Origin of the sequence: Nocardia brasiliensis, from assembly GCF_042691675.1 — a bacterium.
GTDB classification, from domain to species: Bacteria; Actinomycetota; Actinomycetes; order Mycobacteriales; family Mycobacteriaceae; genus Nocardia; species Nocardia brasiliensis_D.
The window spans coordinates 5,301,048-5,324,318 of the sequence record NZ_CP170507.1 but is presented as its reverse complement, the minus strand read 5'-3'; the positions used below and the strand labels follow the sequence as shown (position 1 = coordinate 5,324,318).

At 69.4% G+C, this 23,271-nt stretch carries 11 protein-coding genes; 4 read left to right on the top strand and 7 right to left on the bottom strand.

Features of this window, described 5'->3' with window-relative positions:
* Positions 1 to 205: 205 nt before the first annotated feature.
* The 3 genes from ACFK0J_RS24390 (at position 206) to ACFK0J_RS24380 (ending at position 16,151) form a co-directional block, all read left to right on the top strand.
* A complete protein-coding gene (locus ACFK0J_RS24390; protein ID WP_378731038.1) occupies positions 206 to 14,116 on the top strand; it encodes an amino acid adenylation domain-containing protein in 13,911 nt (4,636 codons plus the stop codon).
* Between the two features lie 34 nt (positions 14,117 to 14,150).
* Entirely contained in the window at positions 14,151 to 15,143 is a 993-nt protein-coding gene (locus ACFK0J_RS24385) for an ATP-binding cassette domain-containing protein (protein ID WP_378731036.1), read from the top strand.
* A gap of 225 nt (positions 15,144 to 15,368) precedes the next feature.
* The gene (locus tag ACFK0J_RS24380; RefSeq protein WP_378742981.1) at positions 15,369 to 16,151 is read left to right on the top strand and encodes an ABC transporter permease; all 783 of its coding nucleotides are present in this window, start codon (positions 15,369 to 15,371) and stop codon (positions 16,149 to 16,151) included.
* 46 nt (positions 16,152 to 16,197) lie between these two features.
* On the opposite strand, the gene ACFK0J_RS24375 is transcribed toward ACFK0J_RS24380, so the two are convergent.
* On the bottom strand, positions 16,198 to 16,533 hold the full coding sequence (locus tag ACFK0J_RS24375) for an RNA polymerase-binding protein RbpA (protein ID WP_378731034.1): 336 nt from the start codon (positions 16,531 to 16,533) through the stop codon (positions 16,198 to 16,200).
* 229 nt (positions 16,534 to 16,762) lie between these two features.
* On the opposite strand from ACFK0J_RS24375, the gene ACFK0J_RS24370 reads away from it, so the two are divergent.
* A complete protein-coding gene (locus ACFK0J_RS24370; protein ID WP_218469839.1) occupies positions 16,763 to 17,086 on the top strand; it encodes a hypothetical protein in 324 nt (107 codons plus the stop codon).
* 9 nt (positions 17,087 to 17,095) lie between these two features.
* Here ACFK0J_RS24370 and ACFK0J_RS24365 read toward each other — a convergent pair whose 3' ends face one another.
* The 6 genes from ACFK0J_RS24365 to ACFK0J_RS24340 all read right to left on the bottom strand — a co-directional run bounded on the left by ACFK0J_RS24365 (position 17,096) and on the right by ACFK0J_RS24340 (position 23,269).
* Positions 17,096 to 18,133 (bottom strand): hypothetical protein, encoded by a 1,038-nt coding sequence (locus ACFK0J_RS24365; protein ID WP_378731032.1) that lies wholly within the window; start codon positions 18,131 to 18,133, stop codon positions 17,096 to 17,098.
* Positions 18,134 to 18,296: 163 nt separating this feature from the next.
* A complete protein-coding gene (locus ACFK0J_RS24360) occupies positions 18,297 to 18,707 on the bottom strand; it encodes a YybH family protein (protein WP_378731031.1) in 411 nt (136 codons plus the stop codon).
* A 131-nt stretch (positions 18,708 to 18,838) separates the two neighbouring features.
* Complete coding sequence (locus tag ACFK0J_RS24355; RefSeq protein WP_378731029.1) at positions 18,839 to 20,239, bottom strand: amino acid permease; 1,401 nt, start codon at positions 20,237 to 20,239, stop codon at positions 18,839 to 18,841.
* A gap of 137 nt (positions 20,240 to 20,376) precedes the next feature.
* Positions 20,377 to 21,522, bottom strand: a complete 1,146-nt coding sequence (locus ACFK0J_RS24350) for an LLM class flavin-dependent oxidoreductase (protein ID WP_378731027.1) — start codon at positions 21,520 to 21,522, stop codon at positions 20,377 to 20,379.
* 14 nt (positions 21,523 to 21,536) lie between these two features.
* Complete coding sequence (locus tag ACFK0J_RS24345) at positions 21,537 to 22,544, bottom strand: ABC transporter substrate-binding protein (protein ID WP_378731025.1); 1,008 nt, start codon at positions 22,542 to 22,544, stop codon at positions 21,537 to 21,539.
* Positions 22,541 to 23,269: an ABC transporter ATP-binding protein gene (locus ACFK0J_RS24340; protein WP_378742979.1), complete on the bottom strand. Its 729-nt coding sequence runs from the start codon at positions 23,267 to 23,269 to the stop codon at positions 22,541 to 22,543. The genes ACFK0J_RS24345 and ACFK0J_RS24340 overlap by 4 nt, the downstream gene beginning before the upstream one ends.
* Positions 23,270 to 23,271: the final 2 nt, after the last annotated feature.

Below are 23,271 nucleotides of genomic sequence, written 5' to 3'. Positions count from 1 at the left end.
TTGCGTAGTTAGCTAAAAGTTTGCTAGCCAAACTTTGCTGCCGCCGTTAGCGTGCGATGTGAAACAAATCCACCACGTTGGCAATCCGGCCGATCAGACGCTCCGAATCATAGGGCGTGGATCAAGTTCCACGGTCGGCCTTGCGCGCCTGCTGTGGGGCAAAGCTCGGGGAGTTGCGTCGAACAGCGGCAGAACGGAGTGATTGATGAGTTCATTGGCCACGGACAGCGTCGACCAATGTTCATCGGGCGAATCTTCGGCACAACCATTCGTCTTGTCGCCAGCCCAAACGGCTCTCTGGTACGCGCAGCGGATTCGTCCGGATGTGCCACTGACGATCGCCCAGTATGTCGAGATCCGCGGTGACCTGGATGTCGGCCGCCTGCTCTACGCGATCGAGCGGTTCGGCGCGGAGACCCAGGTCGGGCAGGTGCGGCTGCTGGAGATCGATGGAATCCCGCATCAGGTGGTCGATTCCACCCGGCGGCCCGGCTGGGCCCGGGTCGATCTGCGCACGGAGACCGATCCGCACGCGGCGGCGGTGCGCTGGATGAACGAGCACGCCGGCTCGCCGATCGATCTCGAGCGCGACCCGCTCACCACGAATGTCGTACTGCGAACCGGAGATTCGGACTACATCTGGTACGCCCGTGCCCATCACATCGTGATCGATGGATACGGCGCGATGAACGCGCTCACCCGCACCGCGGAGATCTACACCGCGCTGGAGAACCACACCGAGCCGGTGGCCTCCCGGGCGACGCCGCTGGCCGAGATGTATGCCGACGAACTGCGCTACCGGGATTCCAGCCGGTTCCGCGCCGACCGCGACTACTGGCTCGAGCAACTGGCCGGTGCGGGCGAGCCGATGAGCCTCAGCGGCGTCACCGTCACCGCTGCCACCCACGACGGGGGTAGGCGGACCGCCACCGGTGTGCTCGACGACCGGTGCCAGGCCGCGATGGACGCCGCGATGGCCGCGTTCGGCACCGCCAATTCGGCACTGTTCGTCGCGGCGCTGGCCGCGTATGTGCGCTCGGTGACCGGCAATCCCGACGTGGTGCTGAGCCTGCCGGTGTCCGCTCGGACCACCGTCTCGCTGCGCCGCTCGGCCGGGGTGGTATCCAACGTCGTGCCGATCCGGCTGAAGTTCACCGCCGAAACCACCCTCGCCGACGTGGTGAAGGCCACCGAACTGCAGATCACCGGTGCGCTGCGCCATCAGCGCTACCGGCACGACGACATCCGCCGCGACTGCGGCTACTCCCGCGACGCCCGCGGCTTCTTCGGCCCGATGGTCAACATCATGTTGTTCCACCACGAGCTGAAGTTCGGCAGCCTGGTCGGCTCGCTGAACGTGCTGGCCACCGGGCCGGTCGAGGATCTGTCGGTCAACCTGTACAACGGCGTCGGCAACCGCATCCACGTCGATTTCGAGGCCAACCCGCGGCTCTACGGCGAGACCGAGGTCGCCACGCACCACGAGCGCTACCTGGACTTCCTCACCCGCTTCCTCACCGCCGCGCCGGACACCCTCGCCGAGACGCTCACCGCGATCACCGACGTCGAACGCGACCGGGTCCTGCACGACTGGAACGCCACCCGGACCCCGCCGCACACCGGCACCCTGGCCGGGCTCTTCGCCGACCGCGTGGCCCGCTGCCCCGAGGCAGTGGCCCTCGAGTACGCCGCCGAGACACCGGCCCACCCGTCGCCCGACCACCACCCCCCAACGAGTCGCTCCGCGACGCTTGCCCACCCGTCGCCCGACCACCACCCCTCGATGAGTCGCTGCGCGACGCTTACCTATCGCGAACTCGACGAGCGCGCCAACCGGCTGGCCCGGCTGCTGATCGCGCGTGGCGCGGGTCCGGAGACGGTGGTGGCGCTGTGCCTGCGCCGCAGCCTCGACCTGGTGGTCGGCATGTACGCGATCGTCAAGTCGGGCGCGGCCTACCTGCCGCTGGACCCCGAGCATCCGGTCGAGCGGATCGAGCAGATCATCGGGCAGGCCGCACCGGTTTGCGTGCTCACGGCCGACCGCGACGAGCTCACCCTGCCCACCGACACACTCGCCATCGACACCGTCGACCTGTCCGGATACGCCGGGGATCCGATCACCGACGCCGACCGCACCACCGTGCTGCGCGCGGACCACCTCGCCTACGTCATCTTCACCTCCGGCTCGACCGGAAAGCCCAAGGGCGTCGGCGTCACGCACGCCGCGATCGTCAACCGGCTGCGCTGGATGCAGCACGAGTATCCGCTCGACGCCGCCGACGCGGTCTTGCAGAAGACACCGGCCACCTTCGACGTGTCGGTGTGGGAGTTCTTCTGGCCCTTGCAGATCGGCGCGCGACTGGTCGTCGCCGAGCACGACGGCCACCGCGACCCGGCTTATCTCGCCCGGGTCATCACCGAAAAGAACGTGACCACAGCACATTTCGTGCCGTCCATGCTGTCGGTCTTCGTCACCGACACCGACGTGCGCGGCTGCTCGGCCCTGCGTCAGGTGTTCTGCAGCGGTGAGGCGCTGCCCGCCGCGACGGTCCGCGACTTCCACGCGGCGCTGCGTTCACCCACCCCACCGGCTCCGTCGGCTGCCGTCCCCCGGCATGGCCCCACCCTGCACAACCTGTACGGCCCGACCGAGGCGGCGGTCGACGTCACCTACTGGCCGTGCCCGGCCGATCCGGCGAGCGTGCCGATCGGTTCGCCGGTGTGGAATACCCAGACCTACGTGCTGGATTCGCGGTTGCGGCCGGTGCCGCCCGGCGTGGTGGGCGAGCTGTACCTGGCCGGTGTGCAACTGGCCCGCGGCTACCTCGGACAACCCAAGCTGACCGCCGATCGTTTCGTGGCCAACCCGTTCACCCCGGGTGCCCGGATGTATCGCACCGGCGACCTGGCTCGCTGGCAGCTCTCGACCGATCGGCGCGGTGTCCTGGAATACATGGGCCGCAGCGACTTCCAGGTCAAGATCCGCGGTCTGCGCATCGAGCTCGGCGAGATCGAGGCGGCGCTGCTGGCCGACGACCGGGTGGCCAGGGCGGTCTGCGTGGCCCACGCCGGACGCAACGGTGACGAACTGGTCGCCTACGTCGTCGCGGCGCCGGACGCCGGGAAGTTCCGGCTGGACACCGCCGCGCTACTGACCGCGCTGCGCCGCACCCTGCCCGCGTACATGGTGCCGTCCGCGCTGATGGAACTCGACGAGCTGCCGCTCAGCGCCAACGGCAAGATCGACCGCAAGGCGCTGCCCGCACCCGCGATCGGCGCTCGCTCGGTGAGCAGCACCACCGCCGAGCCGCGCACCGAGGTAGAGCGCGTACTGGCGGGCATCTTCGCCGACGTGCTCGGCACCGACGACGTCGGCGTCGAGGACAGCTTCTTCGATCTCGGCGGCAACTCGCTGATCGCCGCCCGCGCGGTCGCCCGGATCAATGCCGCGCTCGGCACCGCACTGACCATTCGTGACCTGTTCGAGGCGTCGACCATCGCCGCGCTCACCCAGTGCTTCGCCAGGCACACCCTCGACGTCGCCTCGCCGAAACTCGTCGCGGGCGCCCGGCCGGAGCGGATCCCGCTGTCGCTGGCCCAGCAGCGGCTGTGGATTCTCAACCGGTTCGCCGAACACGCCGCGGCCTACAACATGCCGCTGGCCGTCCGCCTCGAGGGTGCGCTCGACGTCGAGGCGTTGCGCGCCGGTCTGATCGACGTGATCGAACGGCACGAGAGCCTGCGCACCACCTTCCCCGAGTCCGCGGACGGGCCGTGCCAGCTGATCCACCCGGCCACCGAGATCCCGCTCACCCTCGACCCGATCGACGCCACCGGCGCCGACGTCGCGGCGCTGGCCACCGAATTCGCCGGATACGGCTTCGATCTGCGCACCCAGGCCCCGATCCGGGTCGCGCTCTACACCACCGGACCGGACCAGTGGGTGTTCCTGCTTGTGCTGCACCACATCTGCGGTGACGGCTGGTCGATCGCGCCGCTGGCCAGGGATCTGATGACCGCGGTGTCGGCCAGGACCGACGGTGCCGCGCCGCAGTGGACGCCGCTGCCGGTGCAGTACGCCGATTTCGCGCTGTGGCAGCGCGAACTGCTCGGCGCGGAATCCGATCCGGCGAGCGCGCTGAGTAGCCAACTGACGCACTGGCGTTCGGCGCTGGCCGGGCTGCCGGACCAGCTCGACCTGCCGCTGGACCGCCCGCGCCCGCTGCGCCGGTCCACCACCGGCGGCCGGGTCGAGTTCACCATCGCGCCCGAAATCCGGCGCGCCGCAGGCGAACTGGCGGCCAGCCGGGGCGTGAGCATGTTCATGGTGCTGCACGCGGCGCTGGCCACCCTGCTGTCGCGACTGTGCGCGAGCACCGACATCGCCATCGGCACGCCGATCGCGGGCCGCTCCGATCCCGCCCTCGACGAGCTGGTCGGCATGTTCGTCAACACGCTGGTGCTGCGCACCGAGGTCGACCCGGCCGCCGGTTTCGATCGCATGCTCGATGTGGTGCGCGAGACCGACCTCAACGCCTTCGCCAACGCCGACGTGCCGTTCGAGCGGCTCGTCGAGGTCGTCAATCCGGACCGCTCGGCCGCCAGGCATCCACTGTTCCAGGTGATGCTGTCCTACGACCGCGCGCCGGACCTGCGCATCGAACTGTCCGGCCTGCGGGCCGAGGTGCTGCCGATCGTCTCCGACATCGCCAAGTTCGATCTGCAGCTGGTGGTGCACGACGACATCTCCGACGGCCCGCTCACCGCCGAATTCGGCTACGCCACCGACATTTTCGACGCCTCTACGGTCGAATCGTTCGCCCGCCGGTTCGTCGCGGTGCTGAACGCGGTGGTGGCCGCGCCGAGCATGCCGATCGGTGACCTGCCCATCCTGGACCGCCGCGAACTGGCCAACCTGGTGCCGATCGCGGGCTCGCCCGCCGAACCGTTCAGCACGCTCGCGCAACTGCTTTCCGACACGGCCGAACGGGTGCCGGACGCGGTCGCCGTGCGCTATCTCGGCGTCGACACCACCTATCGCGAGCTCGACGAAACCTCGAACCGGCTGGCGCGCGTGCTGATCGAGCACGGCGCCGGTCCCGAGGTGGTCGTCGCGATCGCGCTGCCGCGCGGACTGGACGCCATCACCGCCGTGTGGGCCGTCGCGAAAACCGGTGCGGCATATGTGCCGATCGATCCGAGCTACCCGGGCGAGCGGATCGCGCACATGATCGGCGACTCCGGCGCCATGCTCGGCCTGACCGATGCCGAATGCCTTGCCGCCATGCCCGAATGGCCCGCGCCGCGCGGCAAGCACCGCAAGACCTACGTGGACTGGCTGGTGTTCGGCTCCGACGAGCTGGCCGCCGAAGCCGTGCACTACGCCACCGATCCGATCACCGACGCCGACCGGCACCACCCGCTGTGCGCGGTGCACCCGGCGTACCTGATCTACACCTCGGGCTCGACCGGAAAACCGAAGGCGGTGATCATCACCCACACCGGTCTCGCCTCGCTCGCGCACGAGCAGATGCACCTGTTCGGCGTCTCGGATTCGGCACGGACACTGCACTTCTCGTCGCCCAGCTTCGACGCTTCGGTCCTGGAACTGCTGCTCGGTTTCGCCGCGGGCGCGACCATCGTGGTGGCCCCCGCCGGGCTCTACGGCGGCGCCGAGCTCGCCGCGCTGCTGCGCGACGAACGGGTGACCCATGCCTTCATCACCCCGGCCGCGCTCGGCACCGTGCCGACCGACGGGCTCGACGAGCTCGAGGCGGTCATCGTCGGCGGTGAAGCATGCTCGGAGGAACTCGTCGAAACCTGGTCGGTCCAGCACCGGATGCACAATATGTACGGGCCGTCCGAGGCGACCGTCGCGGCCACCGCGACCGGCCCGATGGTGCCGGGTCGTCCGGTGCCGCTCGGCATGCCCATCCGCGGCATGCGGTTGTTCGTACTCGACGGCCGACTGCACCCCGTGCCACCGGGGACGCCGGGCGAGCTGTACCTGTCCGGGCCCGGCCTGGCCCGCGGCTACCACGGTCGTTACGCCCTTACCGCGCAACGGTTCCCGGCCAACCCGCACGGTAGGCGGGGCGAGCGCATGTACCGCACCGGCGACCTGGTGGTGGTCGAGCCCGGCGGACAACTGCGCTTCCTCGGCCGCGCCGACGACCAGATCAAGATCCGCGGCTTCCGCATCGAACTGCGCGAGATCGACCATGTGCTGCGCGGCCATCCGGGGGTGAGTTTCGCGCTCACCGTGGTACACACCGACGAGCACGGCCAGCCGCGGCTCGCGTCCTATGTCACCGCGGACGAGCCCGTCGACGCCGCCGGGATCACCGAGACGGCGCGTCAGCGGCTGCCCGGCTACATGGTGCCCGCATCGGTCACCGTGCTCGATGAACTGCCGGTCACACCGGCGGGCAAGCTGGATCGAAAGGCCTTGCCGGAACCGGTTTTCGCGGCCATCGGCTGCTCCCGGGCGCCGAGCACCGACCTGGAGCTGCGCGTCGCGGGCGTCTTCGGCGACATCCTCGGCCGCCCGATCACCGGCGCCGAGGACAGCTTCTTCGACGTCGGCGGCAACTCGCTGCTCGCCACCCGGCTGGCGGCCGCGCTGCACGCGGAATTCGGCGTCGATCTGCCGGTGCGGGCGATCTTCGAAGCGCCGACGGTGGCGGGCGTCGCCGAGCGGCTTACGGAAGCGCCCCGGACGCAGCGGCTGGCGCTGGCTGTGCAGACCACGCGTCCGGGACGCATTCCATTGTCGCTGCCACAGCAGCGACTGTGGTTCCTCAATCGATATTCTCCCGCATCCAGCGCTTATAACATCGCTTTCGTCATCCGGATCGCGGGCGATCTGGATGTGGCGGCGCTGCGCGCGGCGCTCACCGATGTCGTCGAGCGGCACGAGGTGCTGCGGACGGTGTTCCCGGAGGACAGCAACGGGGCACAGCAGGTGGTGTTGCCGACCTCGAAGGCGCTCCCGACGATCGATCCGATCGATACCGACGACGCGGGCGCCGCCACGGCGCTGCGCACTCTCGCGCACACCGGGTTCGACCTGGTACGCGAAACACCGCTGCGAATGACCCTGCTGCGCACCGCGTCCCAGCGCTACCTGCTCGGCATCGTGGTGCATCACATCGCCGCCGACGGCTGGTCGCTCGGCCCGCTGACCAGGGATCTGGCCGCCGCCTATGTGGCACGGCACGAGGGTGCCGCGCCGGCCTGGACGCCACTTCCGGTGCAGTACGCCGACTTCGGGCTGTGGCAGCGCGCCTGCCTCGGTGACGAGAACGACCCCGGCAGTCTCGCGGGCAATCAGCTGGAGTACTGGCGGACCGCGCTGGCCGACCTGCCCGAGGAACTTCCGCTGCCCTACGACCGGCCGCGCCCCGCGGAACCGACGCAGCAGGCGGGCGCGGTGAAGTTCACGGTGCCCGACCCGGTCCAGCGCGCCCTTGCCGAACTGGCCAGGGAGCAGGGCGTGAGCATGTTCATGGTGCTGCGCTCGGCGCTCGCGGTGCTGCTGCGCTGCGTGACCGGCGGCCGCGACATCGTGATCGGCACGCCGGTCGCCGGTCGCACCGATACCAAGCTCGACGAGTTGGTCGGCATGTTCGTCAACACCTTGGTGCTGCGCTCCGACGTCGATCCCGACCGCACCTTCGCGGGGCTGTTGCGCGCCGACCGGGACACCGAGCTGGCGGCGATGGCGCACGCCGATATCCCGTTCGAGCGCATTGTGGAGGAATTGGGCCGCGACGCACGCGCTCTGTCCAATGGCGGCTACGCAAGCTCCGCGACTCGCGGCAAGCACCCGCTGTTCCAGGTGGCGCTGACCGTGCAGGACGGCCCCGTCCCGACACTGGAGTTGCCGGGCCTCGCGCTGCGCGCCGAGGAACTCGACATCGCGCTGGCCAAGTTCGATCTGGAACTGCGGGTCGCGCACATCGGCTGCGACGCCGGGCCGGGCGAGCCCGGGCAGGAATTCGAATTCGTCTATGCCGCCGAGCTTTTCGACGAATCGACGATCCACATCCTGGCCGACCGGTTCCTGCGAGTGCTCGCGGCGGTCACCGCCGATCCGCGCGTCCTGGTGCGCGACATCGATGCTCGGACCGAGCGGGAACGGCGCCTGTTCGCGCCGGCGACCGGCGGACCGACCACACCGCAGTGCACACTGTCGGCGTACTTCACCGCGACCGCGCACATGCACCCGCATCGCACCGCTTTGCGGTCGGGCACCAGCACGATGACCTACGCCGAAGTCGACCGCCGCTCCAACCGGCTGGCGCGCGCCCTGATCGCTCGGGACATCGGGTCGGGGGATCGGGTCGCGCTCGGGTTGACTCGCTCGATCGAGTCCGTCCTCACGGTGCTCGCCGTCGTCAAGACCGGCGCGGCGTTCGTGCCGGTCGACCCGAACTATCCGGCCGACCGGGTCCGGCACATGCTCACCGACGCGGGATGCTGGGTCGGCGTCACCGCCACCGCGCACGCCGAACGGCTGCACGCGGCCGCCGCCGAAGACGGCCCGGTGACCGACTGGCTGCTGCTGGACGACCCCGAGTTCGTCGCCGAACTGGAGACCCACGACGACGCGCTGGTCGACGACCTGGACCGGCTGTGCACCATCGAGCCCGACGATCTCGCGTACCTGATCTACACCTCCGGTTCCACCGGAAAACCCAAGGGCGTCGCGGTCACCCACGCGGGCCTGTCCAATTTCGCCGACGAGCTCCGCGACCGCATGCGGGTCGGGCGGGAGTCGCGCACGCTGCACTTCGCCTCGCCCAGCTTCGACGCCGCGGTCCTCGAACTGCTACTGGCGATCGGCTCCGGTGCCGCCATGGTGATCTGCCCGCCCGACATCTATGGCGGTGACGAGCTGGCCGCGCTGCTGGAACGCGAGCGGATCACGCACGCCTTCATCACGCCGGCAGCGCTGTCCACCATCGACCGGGACCGCTGGCCGCTGCCGCACCTGTGTTCGCTGATGGTCGGCGGGGAGGCGTGCACCCCCGATCTGGTGGCGCGCTGGGCGCCGAATCGCAACCTGCACAACGTCTACGGGCCCACCGAAACCACCATCGTCATCACCATCTCCGACCCGATGGCGGTCGATCGGCCCATCACCATCGGCACGCTCGTGCGGGGCGCGCGGGCGCTGGTCCTCGACGAGCGGCTGCGTCCGGTGCCGGTCGGCGTGCCCGGCGAGCTCTACCTCGGCGGGCACGGCGTGGCCCGCGGGTACTTCGACCGCTTCGGGCTCACCGCCCTGCGTTTCGTGGCCGACCCGTTCGGCCCGGCCGGTGCGCGGCTGTACCGGACCGGTGACGTGGTGCGCTGGAACGACGCGGGCGAACTGTGCTATCTCGGCCGCAGCGACCATCAGGTGAAGGTGCGCGGTTTCCGCATCGAGCTCGGCGAGATCACCGCCGCGCTCGGCGAGCATCCCGGGGTGCGGTTCGCGCACACCGAAGTGCGCCGGATCGCGGGCGCCGACCGGATCGTGGCGTTCGTGCAGCCCTCCGACGAGCACGCGGGTGTGGATGTGGAGGCGGTGCGCGCCCATGTGGGCGCGCAGTTGCCGTCGCACATGATGCCGTCGAGTATCACTGTGCTGGAACGCATTCCATTGACGCCGGTGGGCAAGCTGGACACCGCCGCGCTGCCCGAACCGCAGCTCACCGCGGCTGTCACGGCGCGCGCGCCGGAGACCGAATCGGAGCGGCTGGTCGCGAAGGTGATGGGCGACCTGGTCGGTGTCGACGCCGTGCGTGCCGACGACAGTTTCTTCGATATCGGCGGAAACTCGCTGCTGGCCACGCAACTCGTCGCCCGGCTGGCCGCGGCGACGAACATCCGGCTCGAGGTGCGCACTGTGTTCGCGGCGCCGCGGGTGGCCGAGCTCGCGGCCCTGCTCGACTCGGGGCCCGCTGGTTCGGCGTCGCGTCCGGCGCTGGTCCGGCGCAACCGTCCGGCGCGGATTCCGTTGTCGGCGGCCCAGCGCAGGCTGTGGTTCCTCAACCGCTTCAACGGAACCGGCGATGCCGACCAGGCGGCGGGCGCTTACAACGTCCCGGTCGTGCTGCGGATGACCGGCAAGCTCGATGTCGACGCGCTGGTGATGGCGCTGCACGCGGTGCAGGCCAGGCACGAGACGCTGCGGACGGTGTTCCCCGAGACCGACGGGGAACCGGCCCAGCGGGTGCTCGATCTGGCCGCCGCCGCGATCACCCTGTTCGTCGCGACGGTCACCCCGGATGAGGTCGACGACGCCGTACGTCGTTTCGCCGCACCGGGATTCGACCTCGCGGGCATGGTGCCGATGCGGGCCGCGCTGATCTCGGTGTCGCCGGACGGCGATACCGGTGTGCAGAACCCGGCCGAGGTGTCCGACGAGCACGTACTCGTCCTGGTGGTGCATCACATCGCGATGGACGGTTGGTCGCTGGAGCCGATGGCCGTCGACGTGGCCACCGCCTACCGGGCGGCCTGTGCGGGCAAGACGCCGGAGTGGACCGAGCTGGCGGTGCAGTACGCCGATTACACACTGTGGCAACAGGACACGCTCGGCGCCGAGAACGATCCCGACTCGGTGCTGAGCCGTCAGCTCGCCTACTGGCGGCGCACGCTGGACGGCATCCCCGAACTGCTCACCGTGCCCGCGGACCGGCGCAGGCCGCCGGTGCCGTCCTACCGCGGCGGGCTCGTCGAGTGCGGGGTCGACGCGTTCACCCATCGGGAATTGCGTACGGTCGCCACCAGCAATAACGTCAGCATGTTCATGGTGCTGCACGCCGCGCTCGCGGTGCTGCTGCACCGGATGACCGCGACCGACGACATCACCGTCGGCACGCCCATCGCCGGGCGCGGCCATCCCGCGCTGGACCGGCTGATCGGCATGTTCGTCAATACGCTGGTGCTGCGCACCCGCATCGACCCCGATGCCAGGTTCACCGATCTGCTGCACACCGTCCGCGACACCGACCTGGACGCGTTCGCGCACGCCGACGTGCCGTTCGAGCGGCTGGTCGAGGTGCTGAACCCGGCTCGGTCCCAGGCCCATCACCCGATGTTCCAGGTGATGCTCTCGGTGCAGAACCAGCCGGTGAGCGGGCTCGAGCTGCCCGATCTGCGGATCGAGGCCGCCGATATCGACACCGGCATCGCCAAGTTCGATCTGCAGTTCACCCTCACCGAATCGCAGACGCCGGAACGGGATCCGGCGGGCATCACGGTGTCGGTGAATTACGCCAGCGATCTGTTCGACGAGCAGACCGCGCTGCGGCTCGGCAAGCGGCTCACCCGGCTGCTGGCCGCCGTCGCCGCGAATCCGACCACCGCCGTGGGCGATCTGGAGCTGCTGGACCCCGCCGAATGGTCCGGGCTGGCCCCGGTGCGTGGTGCGGAGGCGGACCGCCCGGTCACCCTGCCCGAGGTGTTCGAGGCGGCGGCGAATATCGATCGCTCGCGGATCGCGTTGCGCGCCGAGGGCACGCAGGTAAGCTACGACGCGCTGGACCGGTGGACGAACCGGCTGGCGCGGGTGCTGATCCGGCGTGGCGTCGGCCCGGAAACGCTGGTGGCGCTGGGTATTCCGCGGTCGGTCGAGTCGGTTGCCACGGTGCTCGCGGTGGCCAAGGCCGGTGCCGCCTTCGTACCGGTCGACCCGTTGTATCCGGCCAAGCGGATCGCGCACATGCTGTCGGATTCCGGTGCGGCACTGGGCATCACGCTCGGCGACTACCGCGACGAGCTGCCCGGCGGGGTGGACTGGATCGTGCTGGACGACCCGCACTTCCGTGGACTCGTGCTGGACGCCGCCGACACGCCGATCACCGCGGCCGAACGCACCGCTGCGCTGCGAATGGACAACCCGGCGTACGTGATCTACACGTCCGGCTCGACCGGCACGCCGAAGGGTGTGGTGGTCACCCACGGAGGTCTGTCCAATTTCGCCGCCGAGACCGCGCAGCGGTTCGACGTCCGGCCCGGTTGCCGCGTCCTGCATTTCGCGACACCGAGCTTCGACGCGGCGATGCTCGACCTGCTGCTCGCACTCGGTGGCGGGGCCACCCTGGTGATCACGCCGCCCGGTGTGGTCGGCGGGGCCGACCTGGCCAGGGTGTTCATCGAGGAGGCGATCACGCACGCGTTCATCACCACCTCGGCGCTCGGCACGGTCGACCCGACCGGCGTCACCGAGTTGCGGCACGTGCTGGTCGGCGGCGAGGCACTGCCGCCGGACCTGGTCACCCGGTGGGCGCCGAACCGCAACCTGTACAACGTGTACGGGCCCACCGAAACGACCATCGTCACGGTGATCTCCCAGCCGATGACGCCGGGCGGGCCGATCACCATCGGCGGGCCGATCCGTGGTGTCAGCGCGACCATCCTGGACGCGCGCCTGCACCCGGCGCCGGTCGGTGTCACCGGCGAGTTGCATCTGTCCGGTTCGGCGCTGGCTCGTGGCTACCTGAATCGGCCCGGCCTGACGGCGCAGCGGTTCGTGGCGAACCCGTACGGCAAACCGGGCGAGCGGATGTACCGGACCGGTGATCTGGTGCGCTGGTGGTCCGGGCAGGGTTCGCTGGCCGCGGGCCGCTGCACCGGCTCCGGGCGGGAAATCGAGTACGTCGGCCGCACCGACCATCAGGTCAAGATCCGTGGCTTCCGGATCGAACTCGGCGAGATCGACGCGGCGCTGGCACGGCACCGCGACGTGGAGTTCGCCACCACCATCGGGCATCGCACGCCCGCGGGTTCCACCGCGCTGGTGTCCTATGTGAAGGCGCGCAACGGAACCGAGCTGACCGCGGCCGAGCTCACCGACCACGTGGCCGAGCTGGTGCCGAATTACATGGTGCCGCAATCGATCATGCTGCTCGACGAGGTGCCGCTCAGCCCGGTCGGCAAGCTGGACCGAAAAGCGCTGCCGGAACCGGTATTCGCCGCCGCCGACGGCTACCGTGCGCCGAGCACTCCGACCGAGGCGGCATTGTGCGCGGCCTTCGCGACGGTGCTCGGAGTGGAATCGGTGGGCGCCGACGACGGGTTCTTCGAACTCGGCGGCAACTCGCTGCTGGCGACGAAAGTCGTTGCGCAGGTGCGGGCCAACGGCCTGGACCTGCCGGTGCAGTCGATGTTCGGCGAGGCGACCCCGGCCGCCATCGCGGCCCGCCTCGACGGTGCGGGTGCGGGCATCGCCGCGGCGCTGGGACCGGTCCTGCCGATCCGGCCCAACGGCGCGGCGGCACCGCTGTTCTGCATCCACCCCGCGATCGGGCTGGCCTGGTGCTACTCGGGTCTGCTCGCACACCTCGCGCCGGACCGTCCGGTGTACGGATTGCAGGCGCCGCATGTGGCGGGGGAGGACGGCTTCACCTCGATCGCCGAGGCCGCCGGACAGTATGTGGCACATATCAAGTCGATCCAGCCGACCGGGCCCTACCATTTGCTCGGCTGGTCGCTGGGCGGGTTGATCGCGCACGAGGTGGCGGTGCGGTTGCAGGCGGACGGCGATGAGGTCGCACTGCTGGCGATGATGGACAGCTACCGGCTCTCCGACGCATGGCTCGAGCACGCGATTCCGAGCGTGGCCGAGATCATCGAGGAATTCGGTAGCGACCAACTCGACGCGCCCCTCGATCCGGCGATGAACCTGCGCGACGCGGCGGAGCTGCTGCGCGCCCGGCCCGGTCCGTTCGCGGCGCTCACCGTCGAGCACCTCGAGCGGCTCTACGCCGGCTACACCAACGGCACCCTGCTCGCGCACGGCTTCCGGCCTCGCGTCTTCCACGGCGACCTGCTGTTCTTCACCGCCGCGGCGGACGAGATCAACCGGGCCGACCCCGAGCGCCGCGCGGCCGCCTGGCAGCCGTTCGTCACCGGCGACATCCACGACCACGAACTGCCGTGCCGGCACTCGGCGATGACCGCGCCCGAATCGCTCGCCGCGATCGGGTCGGTGCTGCGCCGCGCACTGGACGGCGAGCTCGTGCCGCAGACCAACGGAACGGCCCCGGCGAAGCGCGCCGAGAACGGTGCGCGCCTCGAGACGACCGCCGTCGGTACCAGAAAGAAGGAGAAGCAACGGTGAGTGGGCAGACGGGGGAGTGCGTGGAGGTGACGCGGTGAGCTTGGCAGTGGAAGTACTGGGCCTGGTCAAGAACTACGGCAAGATCCGGGTGCTCGACCAGATCGACCTGCAGATACCGACCGGAACGGTGATGGGTCTACTCGGGCCCAACGGTGCGGGCAAGACGACGACCGTCCGCATCGTCACCACTCTGCTGCGCCCGTGCGCGGGATCGGTTCGGGTGGCCGGGGTGGATGTGCTGCGCAATCCCGGGGCGGCGCGGCGGCGGATCGGCCTGTCCGGTCAGTACGCCGCGGTCGACGCGAACCTGTCCGGCTACGAGAACCTGCGGATGGTCGCCCGCCTGTACGGGATGTCGCAGCGCCAGGCCGCCGCGCGGGCATCGGACCTGTTGACGGCGCTCGGATTGGACCACGCGGCGCACCGCAGGGCGGGTACCTACTCCGGGGGCATGGCGCGGCGGCTCGACCTGGCGGGCGCGCTGGTGGCCCGGCCCGCGGTGGTGGTGCTGGACGAGCCGACCACCGGACTCGATCCGCGCGGCAGGCTCGACATGTGGCGCGTCATCGGCGAGCTGGTCGACGACGGCACCACCGTGCTGCTCACCACCCAGTACCTGGAAGAAGCCGACCTGCTCGCGGACCGGATCACCGTCATCGACCGCGGACGGGTGATCGCGCGTGGCTCCGCGGATGAGCTGAAGATGTCCATCGGCGGCGACCGGCTCACCGTCACCCTCGCCGCCGGACAGGACGTGGAGCCCGCCCTGGCCGTGCTCGCGCAGGTCGGTATCGGCGAGCCGAGCCACGAGGCGGGCACCGACGAGGCGTCGATCGTGGTCGGCGACGGCTCGCGCACCATGGTCGAGGCACTGCGCAGGCTCGACGACGCGGGTGTGTGCGTGGTGGACGCCAATGTGCACCGTCCGAGCCTCGACGACGTATTCCTGTCCCTCACCGGTACCACCGCCCGCGCGGCGGACCGGCAGCCAGAAACCGATGACGTACAAGAGGAGATTTTGTCGTGAGCGAGCGTAGCGAGCGAACCATAGACACAGCCGAGCATCGCTCGGTCACGGCGGAGCCGAGCGTCAGCGAGGTGGAGTCGTGAGCGAGCGTAGCGAGCGAACCATAAGCAGAGCCGCCCCAGCGGGCACGGCGGAGCCGAGCGTCAGCGAGGTGGAGTCGTGACCGCTGTCGTCGATGTCCCGAAAACGCAAGTGGTCCAGTTCGATTCGGGACCGAGGCTGCGGATCTTCCGGGACAGCGCGATCGTCGCCTACCGCAATCTGCTGACCATTTTGCGGGTGCCCACCCTGCTGGTGACCGCGACGATTCAGCCGCTGATGTTCGTGTTCCTGTTCGCCTACATTTTCGGGGCTTCGCTGGGTGGCAGTCAGTACCGGGAATTCCTGCTGGCCGGGATCTTCACGCAGACAGTCGCTTTCAATGCGGCGTTCACCACCGTCGGCCTGGCCGGTGACTTGCAGAAGGGAATCATCGACCGGATGCGAACGCTGCCGATGTCGCGGCTCGCGGTGCTGATGGGGCGCACCCTGTCCGATTTGGTGGTCAATGTCCTCAGCGTCGCCGTGATGGTCGGCTGCGGTTATGTGGTCGGCTGGCGTATCAACGGCGGAATCGCCGATGCCGCACTCGCTTTCGGTGTGATCCTGCTGTTCGCCTTCGCCATGTCCTGGGTCGGCGCGTTGACCGGGCTGATGTCACCGAATGTCGAGGTAGCGCAGAGTGCGGGCCTGATCTGGCTGTTCCCGCTGTCGTTCATCTCCTCGGCCTTCATCTCCGCCGAAACCCTGCCCGGTCCGCTGCGCACGATCGCGGAGTGGAACCCGATCACCGCCGTCTCCGCCGCGGGCCGCAAACTGTTCGACAACAGCGCCCCACCCAGTTTCGCCCCCGCCACCGGCTGGGCCGCCGACCATTGCGTCGAATACGCCGTCGGCTGCTCCCTCGCCATCCTCGCCATCGCCGTCCCACTGGCCCTACTCCGCTACCGCAAGGTCGCCAGCCACTGACCATGCGAAAGGCCGCCTTCGACGAAGGCGGCCTTTTCGGGGTCGGCTAGACGCGGCGGCGGGACTTGAGGAGGTCGAGGCGCTCCTTGAGGAGTTCCTCGAGCTCTTCCTTGCTGCGGCGCTCCAGCAGCATGTCCCAGTGCGTGCGCGGCGGCTTGACCTTCTTGGTCTCGACGGTGGTGCCTTCGATCAGCATGCCTTCCTGACCGTTGCGGCACAGCCACGTCGGGGGGATCTCGGCGTCGTCGGCGAACGGGACGTCGAATTCTTCACCGTTGTCGGTGCGGTACCGGGCGATCCGACGCGGAGCCAGGTCGTGGTCGCGATCGGTCTCGTAGCTCACCGCTCCGAGCCGACTGCCCCGGAGTACGCGATCTGCCATGGTGTGCCTCTCCCTGTGTGCTCGAGTCTTGTTGCTGCGACCGTACGAGCGTCTGGTGCTCGCTGGACCTTATGTGCAACGAACGGGCCTGCGCCGATAGTTCCCGACGGGCCGCGGAACCGTTCCATTGTAGTGCCAACGGCGTGCCGACTTCGCCGCGCCCGCCGTCCGGCGGTTCGCGGGGGTCGCTGAGCCGCTTCGCGCCGTCGAAGCATTAAGGTTCTGCGTCATGTCGCGGCGCTTGCTGTCCTGTCTGTGGTGTGGCCGGGAGATCGTGGAGTCGGAGGCCGGGCGTCGTCGCCGATACTGCCGCCAGTCCTGTCGCCAACGCGCCTACGAGCACCGCAACAGCCTCAAAGGAACCGGGATTCCGGACGACTCCGTCGTGCTCAGCGCCCAGGAGGCCGCCGACCTGGCCGACCGCTGGTTCGCCGCCCGCTGCGCCGCCGAGGACGTCGCCATCGCCATCGAAGAGGGCGCGAGCACCGAGGAACTGGCCACCCTCGGCAAAACCCTGGTCGAACTCACCCGCGACGCCGAACGCCTGCGCTGACCCGGGTGGTCACAGAGCCTTCGCACGCCGCACAGCGGCGCGACCTTTCCAGTACACGGAAGCCAGCAGCGCAGCGACACCCGCGGTGAGTCCGGCGAACGCGGCCAGGGTGGTGCTGTCCGGGTGGACGAGCGACTGGGCGCACATCGCCTGGAAGAACACGATGGCCAAGAGCCCGGTGTAGCCGAGGCCGAGCACACCGATGACGGCGGTGCGGATGCGTTCGGCGCGCAGCCAGGGGTAGCGCGGGGCCAGCCAGGCCAGTACGACAACGGCGAGCAGCAGCACTTGGATGCCGTGCAATCCGACGAAGTGCGGCACCCGCAGGTCACCGCCGATCGTGCTCCAGTGGGTGATCGGCATGCCCGGCGCGGCGTCGCGGGGCGAGAGGTCGCGGCTCGCGGGGTCGAGGACGGTGTGGCCCGCGATCAGTTCGACTACCTTCCCGTCGGCGTCGCGCACGAGCTGCTTACCGGTGTAACCCATCAGATAGCCCATGGCCATTCCGGTGACGGCCAGGGCCAACCCGAAGTGAATCGCGCGCGTCGTCGGCCGGTCGACCAGGCGCTGCCACGACAGGATCACCACGATGACCAGATTCGCGAGAAACAGCCCGGGCACACCGGACATGAAGATCTGCTGCCCGATCGCATTGACGGGGTCGGTGTCGAAGTTGTTGAAATGACTGAACGTGCCACGCGCCGCTTGCACGGCGATGAAGCCGACATCGAGAAATCCGGTCACCGCGAACACCGTGCCCAGCCACCAAGTCGCCCGGCTTCCCTTGTGCGGCAACGACAGCAGCCACGCCAGGGTGAGCCCGTAGAGCGCGAACGCGAAACCGAACTTCATCGGTTTCAGCCAGACCGACTCGCCGAGCAGCATCCGGTCGTCGACGAGCATCCCCACCAGGGCGACGCCGGTCAGCGCCGCCATCGTGAACGTCATCCAGGTCAGCGGGCGATGCAGCCGGGTAGCCGCGATGCCGCGGCGATGCCGCGCCGACGGCTGCTCCACGAGCTCCGCGCCGAATTGTGTTGTGAGCATGCCCCGACGCTAGAAACCGCCACCCCTGGAACACCTCCCGCCGCAGCACTATCCGCGCCTAGCACTCCAGTACTGAAGTCCGGTCGGCGACTGGCACGTCAAGGTGGGTACCGCTCGATGCTCTGCTACCGCCGCATCCGGGGCCGCGCTGGGCGAGGGTCGGTCAGACGGCGGGCAGGCTGGCGTCGGGGAACGAGTGGTGCTCGTGCGCCACGATCCACCGGCCGTTCTCCTTGCGCAGGCCGAGGGTGAGCCGCAACCGGCGTCCCGGATCCTTCGCGAAGTCGTCGGCCGTGCCACACAGCAGCAGGGCGTGCGCGAATGCCACGTCGGTACCCGCGGTGACGTCGAGCGAGACGATCTCGAATGTCGCGCCCTGCGCCTGCCACTCGAAGAAACCGGGCCAGGCCGCCTGGTAGGCGTCGATGCCGCGCAGGCCCTCGTCCGGCGGCGGCACGTCGAACATGACGATGTCGGGCGCGTGGTCGGCGAGCACGGTGTCCAGGTCACCCGCGTGCACGGCGGCGGCCCACCGCTCGATCAGCACCCGGATCTTCTTCTCGTCGTCCGACATCGGTCATCGTCCCTTCATCTGGCCTCACCCAGTGCGTTCGGCTGCTGTGAGCCTGCCGAAGACACGCATGGGACGCAATGGATTCCATGTCATATGTGAGATATCCCGACCCCTGCGGGTCGGTTCCGCTGCTAACCCACGGCAGCCGGGGCAAGCGTGGAGCGTTTGCGGCCGTATCCGAAGTAGACGGCCAGACCGACCGCCACCCAGATCGCGAAGCGCACCCAGGTGAGCCCGTCCAACGTGGTCGCGAGCAACACACATCCGATGAGCGCGAGCACCGGTACCACCGGAACGAATGGGGTGCGGAACGGCCGCTCCCGCTCTGGCTCGGCCCTGCGCAACACCAGCACGCCGACGCACACCACCGCGAACGCGGAGAGTGCCCCGATATTCACCAGCTCCACCACGATGTCGATCGGCAGCAGCCCGGCGATCGCCGCACCGACCGCGCCGAGCAGCAGCGTCAGCCGCACGGGCGTGGACCGCTTGCCGGTCTGCGCGAGACCGAAGGGCAGCAACCGATCTCGGCACATCGCGAACATCAGCCGCACCTGCGCGTAGACGATCATCAGCAGACCCTTGGTCAACGCGACGATCGAGGCGAGCACGATGACGTTGCCGATCCAGCCGATGTGCAGCCCCTCGAACGCGGTCGCGATCGGCGCCCCGTTGTTGAGCGTCGCGAACGGCGCGATACCCGTGAGCACGGCGCTGACCAGGGCATAGAGCACGGTCGCGATGAGCACCGTGCCGATGATGGCGAACGGGATGTCCCGGCGCGGGTTGCGCGCCTCCTCGGCCGAGGCGGCGACCACATCGAAGCCGAGGAACGCGAAGAACGCGATCGCGGCACCGCCGATGATGCCGCTGACACCGAAGGGCGCGAACGGAGTCCAATTGCCGACCTCGATATGCGGCGCGCCGACCGCGACCACCAGCACCAGCACGCCGATCGTCACACCGACCAGCACCTTGGTGATCCGCGCGGTCAGCGATACCTCGCCGACCAGCACCGCGACGATTGCGCAGATGATCAGCATCGCCGGCAAATTGACGATGCCGCCCTCGGTCGGACCCGCCGCGAGGACCTTCGGAATCGTGATGCCGAACATCGAATCCAGCGCCGACACCGTGGTCCCGGACCAGCCGATCGCCACCGCGGCGCCCGCGATCACGAACTCCAGCAACAGATTCCAGCCGACCAGGAACGCGGGCCCTTCGCCGAGCGTCGCGTACGTGTAGGTGTAAGCGCTGCCGGATACCGGCACCATCGCCGCCAGTTCGCTGTAGCAGAGCGCGACGAGTACGCACACTGTCCCCGCCAGCATGAACGACAGGACGATCGATGGCCCGGCCTTCTCCGCCGCGGCCACACCGGTGATCACGAAGATGCCCGCGCCGACGATGGTGCCGACACCCATCGCCGTGAGGTCGATCCGGCCGAGCCTGCGCGCCAGCGTCGGTGCTCCGTCGGTCATCGCGGTATCGGGCAGGCGGCGGCGCCATCGCTGAGCGGCTGGGGTGGTCATGACTCCCTTATGAACTCGTCCAGGGTCCCGCCTGAGGGCCGGACCGACAGTCCATTGTTGTCGTAGTGAGTCAATCGCCGTTAACTGGGGGGTGAACTGGGGAAACCAACGGTAGCCGCAGTGTTCGACCAAGTGGCTCAGCTGCTGGACGAGGCCGCGAAGGGCGTCGAGACCGGTGCGGCGACCGGACGGGACGGATGCCGCCACAGGCCCTTGCGCTCCAGGATCGGCAGCACACCCTCGCCGAACCAGTACGCCTCCTCGAGATGCGGGTAGCCGGACAGGATGAAGTGGTCGATGCCCAGCTTCGCGTACTCGACCAACCGCTCGGCGACCTCGTCGTGCGAACCGACCAGCGCCGTGCCCGCGCCGCCGCGCACCAGGCCGACCCCGGCCCACAGGTTGGGCGCGATCTCCAGCCGGTCGGTGCTGCCGCCGTGTAGTTCGGACATGCGCCGCTGCCCCTCGGACTCGCTGCGGGCCAGGCTCGCCTGCACTCGCTCGATATCGGCGGGATCGATACCCTGCAGCAGCCGGTCGGCCTCGGCCCAGGCCTCCTCGGCGGTGTCGCGGCTGATCACATGGATGCGCAGGCCGTAGTCGAGGATGCGGCCCTGGTCGACGGCCAGGCGGCGGATCCACTCCAGCTTCCTGCTCACCGCGAGCAGCGGTTCACCCCAGGTCAGGTAGGTGTCGGCGTAGCGGGCCGCGACCGGTCCGGCGGGCGCGGAGGAGCCGCCGAAGAACACCGGCGGGATCGGGTCGGGCCGGTTGCTCAGCAGGGCGTCGCGGACGTGGATGTGCTCGCCCTCGAAGGTGATCGGCTCGTGCGAGTTCCATAGTTCGCGCACCACGTGCAGGAATTCGCCGGTGCGCGTGTAGCGCTGTTCCTTGTCCAGGAAGTCGCCGTAGGCCTGCTGTTCGTGCGATTCGCCGCCGGTCACCACGTTCAGCAGCAGCCTGCCCTGCGAATGCCGTTGGAAGGTGCCCGCCATCTGCGCCGCCAGCGTCGGGCTGACCAGGCCGGGGCGCAGCGCCACCAGGAACTTCAACGTCTCGGTGGTGTCGACCAGCATCGCCGTGGTGAGCCAGGCGTCCTCGCACCAGGCGCCGGTCGGGGTGAGCACGGCCTCGAAGCCGTTGTCCTCGGCGGCCGCGCCGATCTGGTTCAGGTAGCGCAGCGTCGCGGGGCGGTCGCCGGACATGAAGGTGCCGTGCCCGCCCGCGACCAGGCCGCGCGAGTCACCGTAGGTGGGCAGGAACCAGTGGAATGACAGGGTCATGGAGAGCCAACTCCTCAGGAGGCCGGGGGAAACAGGTCGTTGAAGCGGGTGTCGGTGTAGTCCGAGATGGTCACCTTGCGCGGGATGAGCCCGGCGTCGGCGAACGCGTCCGCGACACCCTGCTCGGCGGCGATGGTGGCGGCGTCGAGCTGATGGTCGTGGTACGGGCCGCGCTCGACGACGGCGAGGATGACGTCATAGGGCAGGCCGGTCAGTTCGGCATAGGTTTTCGCCCACTGCTCGGGGTGTTCGTTGACCCAGGCGTGCGCCCGTGCGATGCGGGCGAGCAGGTCGCGCAGCGCGGCGGCGGTCGCCTTGTTGCCGAGGGCCTTGGCACCGGCGACGTAGAACGCATCGCCGGTCACATACCCGTTGCCGTCCACCAGGATTCGCGCGTTCGACTGCTGCTCGGCCTGGGCGGTGTACGGGTCCCAGATCGCCCACGCGTCGACTCGGCCGGTGGACAGCGCGGCCAGCGCGTCCGGCGGCTGCAAGTATTGCGGCTCGATCTCGTCCCAGGTGATCCCCGCCTTGCTCAGCACGGCGAGCAGGTGGGCGTGCGCCGAGCTACCCTTGGCGACGGCGATCTTCTTGCCGCGCAACTCTTCCGGGGTCCGTAGTGGTGACTCCTTGGGCACCACGATGCCCTGGCCCGCTTTGCCCGCCTGGTAGGCGCTGACGATCTTGATGGCGGACTTGGCCGCCGCCGCGAAGACCGGCGGTGCGTTGCCGACGCCGCCGAGATCGACCGCGCCCGCGTTGATCGCCTCCAGCATCGGCGGGCCGGATTGGTATTGCGACCAGGTGATCTTGTAGGGCGTTGTGGCCAGTTCACCGGCCGCGGTGAGCAGCGCTTGCAGGCCGGTGCCCTTCTGATCGCCCGCGCGCACCGTGACCTGGGACAGGTCGATCGAACCGTCGGCGCGGACGGCCGCATCGTCGGACTTGTCGGATCCGCAGGCTGTGCCGATCGTCGCGACCAGCGCGAGAGCCGTTGCGAGGAGCAGCCTGCCGGCTTTCATTCGGTTCCTTCCGGTGCCACGCCGAGTTCGGCGAGCAAGATGTCGTGCAGCGAGAGCAGGTGCGGGTGGTCATTGCGGCGCGGGCGCGGCAGATCGATGCGTGACTCGTGCGCGATGCGGCCGTCGCCGAGCACCAGCACCCGATCGGCCAGCCGCAGCGCCTCGTCGACGTCGTGGGTGACCAGCAGGACACCGGGACGGCGGCGCTGCCACAGGTCGATGACGAGACGGTGGATGGTGATCCGGGTGAGCGCGTCGAGGGCGCTGAAGGGCTCGTCGAGCAGCAGCAGGTCCGGCTCGCGGACCAGGGCGCGGGCCAGGCTGGCTCGTTGTGCTTCGCCGCCGGAGAGGGTGAGCGGCCAGGCGTTCGCGCGTTCCGCCAGGCCGACCTCGGCCAGCGCGGCACGGGCCGCGGCCTTGGGGTCGGCGTGCCGGAGGCCGAGAAAAACGTTGGCCAGCACCCGCTTCCATGGGACGAGGCGTGGTTCCTGGAAGGCGACGGCAATCGTGCCCCGGGTGGTCAGCTCGCCCTGGACGCCGCGATCGAGACCCGCCAGTGCACGGAGCAAGGTGGACTTGCCCGAGCCGCTGCGACCGAGCAAGGCGACGAATTCGCCTGGTGCGATGTCGAGATCGAGACCGTCGAGGACGCGTCGGCCGTCGAAGTCGCGGACGAGGCCGCGCACCCGGGCAACCGCGGTTCCTTCCGCTGCGTCCGCGGAAATCG

Excerpts from the sequence above, each read along its gene's own strand:
- ACFK0J_RS24365 (WP_378731032.1), bottom strand. The coding sequence starts at position 18,133 with ATGCTCACAACACAATTCGGCGCGGAGCTCGTGGAGCAGCCGTCGGCG.
- ACFK0J_RS24350 (WP_378731027.1), bottom strand. The coding sequence starts at position 21,522 with ATGACCCTGTCATTCCACTGGTTCCTGCCCACCTACGGTGACTCGCGC.
- ACFK0J_RS24345 (WP_378731025.1), bottom strand. The coding sequence starts at position 22,544 with ATGAAAGCCGGCAGGCTGCTCCTCGCAACGGCTCTCGCGCTGGTCGCG.
- ACFK0J_RS24390 (WP_378731038.1), top strand. The coding sequence starts at position 206 with ATGAGTTCATTGGCCACGGACAGCGTCGACCAATGTTCATCGGGCGAA.
- ACFK0J_RS24360 (WP_378731031.1), bottom strand. The coding sequence starts at position 18,707 with ATGTCGGACGACGAGAAGAAGATCCGGGTGCTGATCGAGCGGTGGGCC.
- ACFK0J_RS24375 (WP_378731034.1), bottom strand. The coding sequence starts at position 16,533 with ATGGCAGATCGCGTACTCCGGGGCAGTCGGCTCGGAGCGGTGAGCTAC.
- ACFK0J_RS24355 (WP_378731029.1), bottom strand. The coding sequence starts at position 20,239 with ATGACCACCCCAGCCGCTCAGCGATGGCGCCGCCGCCTGCCCGATACC.
- ACFK0J_RS24370 (WP_218469839.1), top strand. The coding sequence starts at position 16,763 with ATGTCGCGGCGCTTGCTGTCCTGTCTGTGGTGTGGCCGGGAGATCGTG.